Source organism: Neisseria sp. HMSC064E01 (assembly GCF_001808875.1).
Classification (GTDB): Bacteria; Pseudomonadota; Gammaproteobacteria; order Burkholderiales; family Neisseriaceae; genus Neisseria; species Neisseria sicca_A.
Genome location: NZ_KV794944.1, coordinates 19,370 through 24,184, shown reverse-complemented (window position 1 = coordinate 24,184; position 4,815 = coordinate 19,370). Strand labels below are relative to the sequence as shown.

At 48.4% G+C, this 4,815-nt stretch carries 5 protein-coding genes; 2 read left to right on the top strand and 3 right to left on the bottom strand.

All coding sequences use genetic code 11. The annotated features are described in order from the left end of the window. Nucleotides 1-43 precede the first annotated feature (43 nt). From HMPREF2572_RS08445 to HMPREF2572_RS08435, 3 genes are all read right to left on the bottom strand, one after another. On the bottom strand, nt 44-874 hold the full coding sequence (locus HMPREF2572_RS08445) for a hypothetical protein (RefSeq protein WP_070497697.1): 831 nt from the start codon (nt 872-874) through the stop codon (nt 44-46). Nucleotides 875-1,152: 278 nt separating this feature from the next. Then, a complete protein-coding gene (locus HMPREF2572_RS08440) occupies nt 1,153-1,431 on the bottom strand; it encodes a GIY-YIG nuclease family protein (RefSeq protein ID WP_070497695.1) in 279 nt (92 codons plus the stop codon). After that, entirely contained in the window at nt 1,428-2,318 is an 891-nt protein-coding gene (locus tag HMPREF2572_RS08435) for a LysR family transcriptional regulator (RefSeq protein ID WP_070497693.1), read from the bottom strand. The genes HMPREF2572_RS08440 and HMPREF2572_RS08435 overlap by 4 nt, the downstream gene beginning before the upstream one ends. A gap of 186 nt (nt 2,319-2,504) precedes the next feature. On the opposite strand from HMPREF2572_RS08435, the gene HMPREF2572_RS08430 reads away from it, so the two are divergent. Both HMPREF2572_RS08430 and HMPREF2572_RS08425 read left to right on the top strand, forming a co-directional pair. Then, on the top strand, nt 2,505-3,497 hold the full coding sequence (locus tag HMPREF2572_RS08430) for a DUF7021 domain-containing protein (RefSeq protein WP_246827789.1): 993 nt from the start codon (nt 2,505-2,507) through the stop codon (nt 3,495-3,497). Nucleotides 3,498-3,783: 286 nt separating this feature from the next. Then, the gene (locus HMPREF2572_RS08425) at nt 3,784-4,713 is read left to right on the top strand and encodes a helix-turn-helix transcriptional regulator (RefSeq protein WP_070497689.1); all 930 of its coding nucleotides are present in this window, start codon (nt 3,784-3,786) and stop codon (nt 4,711-4,713) included. The last annotated feature ends 102 nt before the right edge of the window (nt 4,714-4,815 follow it).

The following is a 4,815-nucleotide window of genomic DNA, read 5'->3' as shown; positions in this document are numbered from 1 at the left end:
CGTACTGGTTTAAAGTTAATCCACTATAATGCGATACAGGCTTTTAATTTTCTGATGACAATTCTTGATCTTCAAATTTCATACTTTCCGGATTAAGCTTCCAAATCATCTTATCCTTAGAAGATATGGATTTTTTACCCTGATGAAATTCATAGCAGACCCTATCTGTTTTTAATACAAACTCCTTGCTGAGTTCAAATTCCATCACACACTTTCCTTGTGGCTTCAAGGACAAGGTATCTGCTACATGGTAACTCAGTATTCCATCTATCTTTTTAAAATTGAAGGGCGGGCGCAATAATTTTTTATTGTCATAGAATGATTCATATACCAAGTCTATCGAGCCTAACGGTGGAAGACCGGTATAGTCTTGACCTATGCTTCCATCCTTTCTATTGACCAGATAGATAACATATTCTTGTTCAACAATGCTATTTCCTTCAGATTCTTCCGACTCTCCATTAATGGCAACAACAAGCCATGCAAATGAATCATTATAAGGAATCACACCCAAAACTTTTGCATGCTCGGGGACACTTGTTGGAACAGCATATATATATTCTTTAACATCCTTTGGTGCCTTAATCTTATTCAAATCCAGAAAGCCATTTGACAGTCTCGGGTAGGATTGAAACCAGGTTTTAGATGAAATAGGCAAGGTTAAACATTCCGCCTCTGCCAAATGCTTCTGTTCCTTAGGATAATTGATATAGCACTTATCCTTGTCGGTTTTTTGGGACGATATGGCAGGCTCTTTTTTGCTGTTTTGATCAGCAAGTATTTCTTGGGACGCTGCCGGTTCGACGCGGCAAGCCGCCAAAGCGGTGAGTGAAAACACGAATAAGATTGCGCGGTTGAGTTGAGAAAAAATCATATCTTTCCTTAAATATCCATTCATTTTGGCTCAAGCCCTTTAAGATATGAAGAATGATAACATTCAATATGAATTTTTACCTACTCATCCACAGAAGTTTCTTCCCTTACCGACATAAGCCTATTTTGCGGCAAAACCCGCTATTCGAAAATATAGTGGATTAACTTTAAACCAGTACGGCGCTGCCTCGCCTTTCCGTACTATCTGGATTTTGGGGAATTTTGCAAAGGTCTCTATCTGTACTATCTGCGGCTTCGTCGCCTTGTCCTGATTTAAAGTTAATCCACTATAACCGCATTTCCCGCCGCCGCTTCCCACAATTCCCTCTTCTTCCCTACCGTCAGTTTTTTGATGGCGATTTCCCGTTTCAGCGCCTCGCTTTTGGAGAGGCCGTCTGAAACGATACGCATCGCCGCGGGTTTGTTCAGCCGCGTGTATTTCGCGCCTTTGCCTGCAAGGTGGGCGGCGAACCGCTCTTGCGGGCGGTTGCTGATGCCGCAGTAGAGTGCGCCGTTTTCGCACAAAATCAGGTAAACGCTCCAATTTTCCGCGCTCATGCGTCTGCTTCCTTGGCGAAACTTTCTGTGAAAATACGGACGGCGGCTTCGGTTTTGGCGGATTGAACGCGGTAAGGCGTAACCAAATAGAGGCTGACCGGCGGCAGCGTCCATTCGGGCAAAACGGTTTTCAGACGACCTTGGGCGATTTTTTCCCGAACTTCGCCGCCCACTTGCAAAGACAAACCGAAACCGCTTTCGGTCAGGCTGCACACGGCGGCAAGATGCGTGCAGGCAATGCTGTCGGTGATGTCGAAAAAATAGCTTTCGCCACTGTGTTGCAAGGTTGTGCGGATGGGCAGGAAGTGCAGCCAGCGGTGGGCATAAAGCTGCGAGGGATGGGTAATGGGCGGATGGCGGTCGAGATAATCGGGCGCTGCGCAAATGGTGTACGGCCAGGTAACGAGATGGCGCGCAACCAAATTGGGATCGTCCAAAGCGCGGTCGCCGCCGCGTATGGCGATGTCGGTCTGATTGTGTTGCAGGTCGTCCAAGGTATCGCTGAAATTGAGGACGGGGCGGATTTTGGGAAACTCGGTTTGTAATCGTGAAAACGCCGTCTGAAAAGCGCGGGAACCGATGACGCTGGAAGTCAGGGAAATACGCAATTCGCCGACGGGTTCGGTTTTGAGGTTGTCGATAACGGTACGCGTATCGGTAAGCGTGGCGGCTAGGCGGCGGCAGTATTCGCCCAAAGCGCGGCCGGCATCGGTCGGCGAAAGGCTGCGCGTGCTGCGGTTTAACAGCTTGATGCCGTGCAGGGTTTCGAGGCGGTTGATGTGCTGGCTGACGGCAGACGGGGTCATGCCCAGCGCGGCAGCGGCGGCGTTCATGCTGCCGTGTTCGAGGACGGCGGCGAAAACAAGCAGGGGTTTGATGTCTTGCATGGTGTTTACCGGATTGAAATCGGGGTTTTCAGACGACCTGTTGGAAATACTGCGGATTATATAGTGCTGACAATAAATCGGCGTGGAACGGATTGGGTGGTTGAGCCATATTCATTTGTCGCCATTTGCATATCCACCCTTTTTCAGGTATGCCGCCAATTGATGTTCACATTTTAAAAGGATTTTATGATGGCTTCTTTCGACGAACCGGGCCGCGTCAAACGCGAAGGCATACTGACGCGTCTGCTGCGTTTTTTGGGTATAGGTCCTTCTGCCGAAGATGAACAAGAGCGCGCGCGTTTGGCGGCTTTGAATTTGAATACGGCGGTTTATGCCGACTTATTCGCCAACGAATCGGAAGAAATGCTGGTTTTGACTTCCGATTTCGACCCTGAAATAGGAACATTCAGGATTAACGCAGGTATAGGTGGCGGCAAAAAACAATTCCAAGGCAAAAGTTGCCCAATTTTAGGCTATGTTCATGTTAAAAGCGGTACGTTCATGGATCAGCCCGTATACAAGCTGACCTGGGCGGAAGACGGTGCAAACAACCCCTTTAAAAACTGTTCATTTCAAACGCTCAAGCCACTGACTGTGTACCGTATCCGAAGTAAGTTAGCCATGGATTGGGAGCCATTCGGAGGCGAGTGGTTGAGCCATATACTTTTAGTTGAAGCGCTCGAAAGCGATGCACACAATCAAGAATTGGAAAACCTACGCCGCGAATATCTGAATCCCGTTTTGTTTACCCATCCGCTGGCAACATTCAGATTAAACACATTTATGGAAAATTTCGAAGCCAAGGCAGAATGGGCGGGGCTGCCTGTGAAATTGTCTTTGAACGCAGAGGGCGACAAACCGGCGGGAGGGACGCTCAAACGCTTGCCGGAAGTATTTGCCCAACAGGCGCAACTCTATGCCTCCCTAAACACCTACCTGCTCGAACATATCCGCAAACACAACGGCATCCGCACCAAAGACGGATTTTTTCCCAATCCGCATCCGACGGAGGGAAGCTTCCTCCAAGACTTAAAGCTGCAAAAATTGGATTTTTTCGATCAGGATTTCGATATCGTGTTTCACAATGATGACGATGCATTGATACCCGACGGCGAATACTATTTCTGTGTCTCGTTTGATTCAAAGGGGAACATTACCGGCATCGAATCCATCCACTGACAACAGGTAGTCTGAAACTTTAAACTCCGTTTCAGACGACCTTTTTTCATCCTATTATTTAGTTCAACTTTATAATCACAACATCAAATCAAGGATTATCAAGCGTTTCAGACGACCTTTTTGTATTCTCCTTCCATCATCCCTCTAAAACCGACCTCCCCTTTTTTATCGGAAGTATGTTGGGAAAAAAGACGCGGATTGGGGTTTCAGACGACCTTCGTGTCGGTTTACCTGAAGGGAAATCGGTGTTATTGTGTTTGACAGTCTGTTGAAAATAAAATGATTTATGGAAAGAGACTCTTTAAACAGCCAACATTTCGTCCGGCTGGTGCAACAAGGCGGGGGCAGCGATTATCTGAGCGGCAATTACCGTTTCGATACGCTGCACAGCGGCATTTCCGTGCATGGCGGCTGCGTGACCGCGCAAAAGGATTTCCAAAGTACGCAGCTTGCCGAGCCGTATATTTCGTTTATCCTGCTGCTGGAAGGGCGTTTGGATTTTGCCATCAATCAAAACCGCTATCAGATTGAGGCAGACGGCGGACGGATGGTGTTGATTGCTGCGGAGGAGGAGATTTTGTTCAGCCGTTATCTCTATCAAGGGGAGAAAACGGCGAAAATCACGTTGAAAGGCATAGAACAATGGCTGTCGCAACCGCAATACGCGGCGATGCTGCCGGCGGTTTACTGCGAGACGGTGCGGCATTGGCATTTGAGCGATGAATTGCGCGCTTTGGCGGAAAACAGTTTGATGCTGTCGGCGCAGGGCGACGGATTGGGCGATGTTTTGCAGCGCGAAGCCGATGCCTTGCAGTTGCTTGCGGGATTGTGGCGCGATTTTTGCAGCCGTTATCCATTGTCGCCGTCGTCTGAAAAATCGGGCGGGACGGTTCGCCTGTCGGACGGAGACGGGTTTGTGCATGGTCTGAATCAGGCTTTTGAACAAGGCGCGCACCAAGTGGCGGAACTCGCCGCCGCGCTGCACGTCAGCGAACGGACGCTGCAACGCCGCCTGCGGGATTATTTCGGGATTACTGTCAGCGACTGGCTGCGGCACAAACACATGCAATATGCGCTTTATGCGTTGACAACAGGCAAGGAAAGCATCAGCGAAATCGCCTATCGTTGCGGCTACGGACACACTTCCAGCTTCACGCAGGCATTCAAGCAATATTTCGACTGCACGCCTGCGGAGGTTCGTAAGCGGGAAGATTGATGTTTAAGTAAGGTTTAATCAATGCTTAAAGGTCGTCTGAAACTTGATTTTCAAGTTTCAGACGACCTTTGTTTATATAGTGGATTAAATTTAAATCAGGAC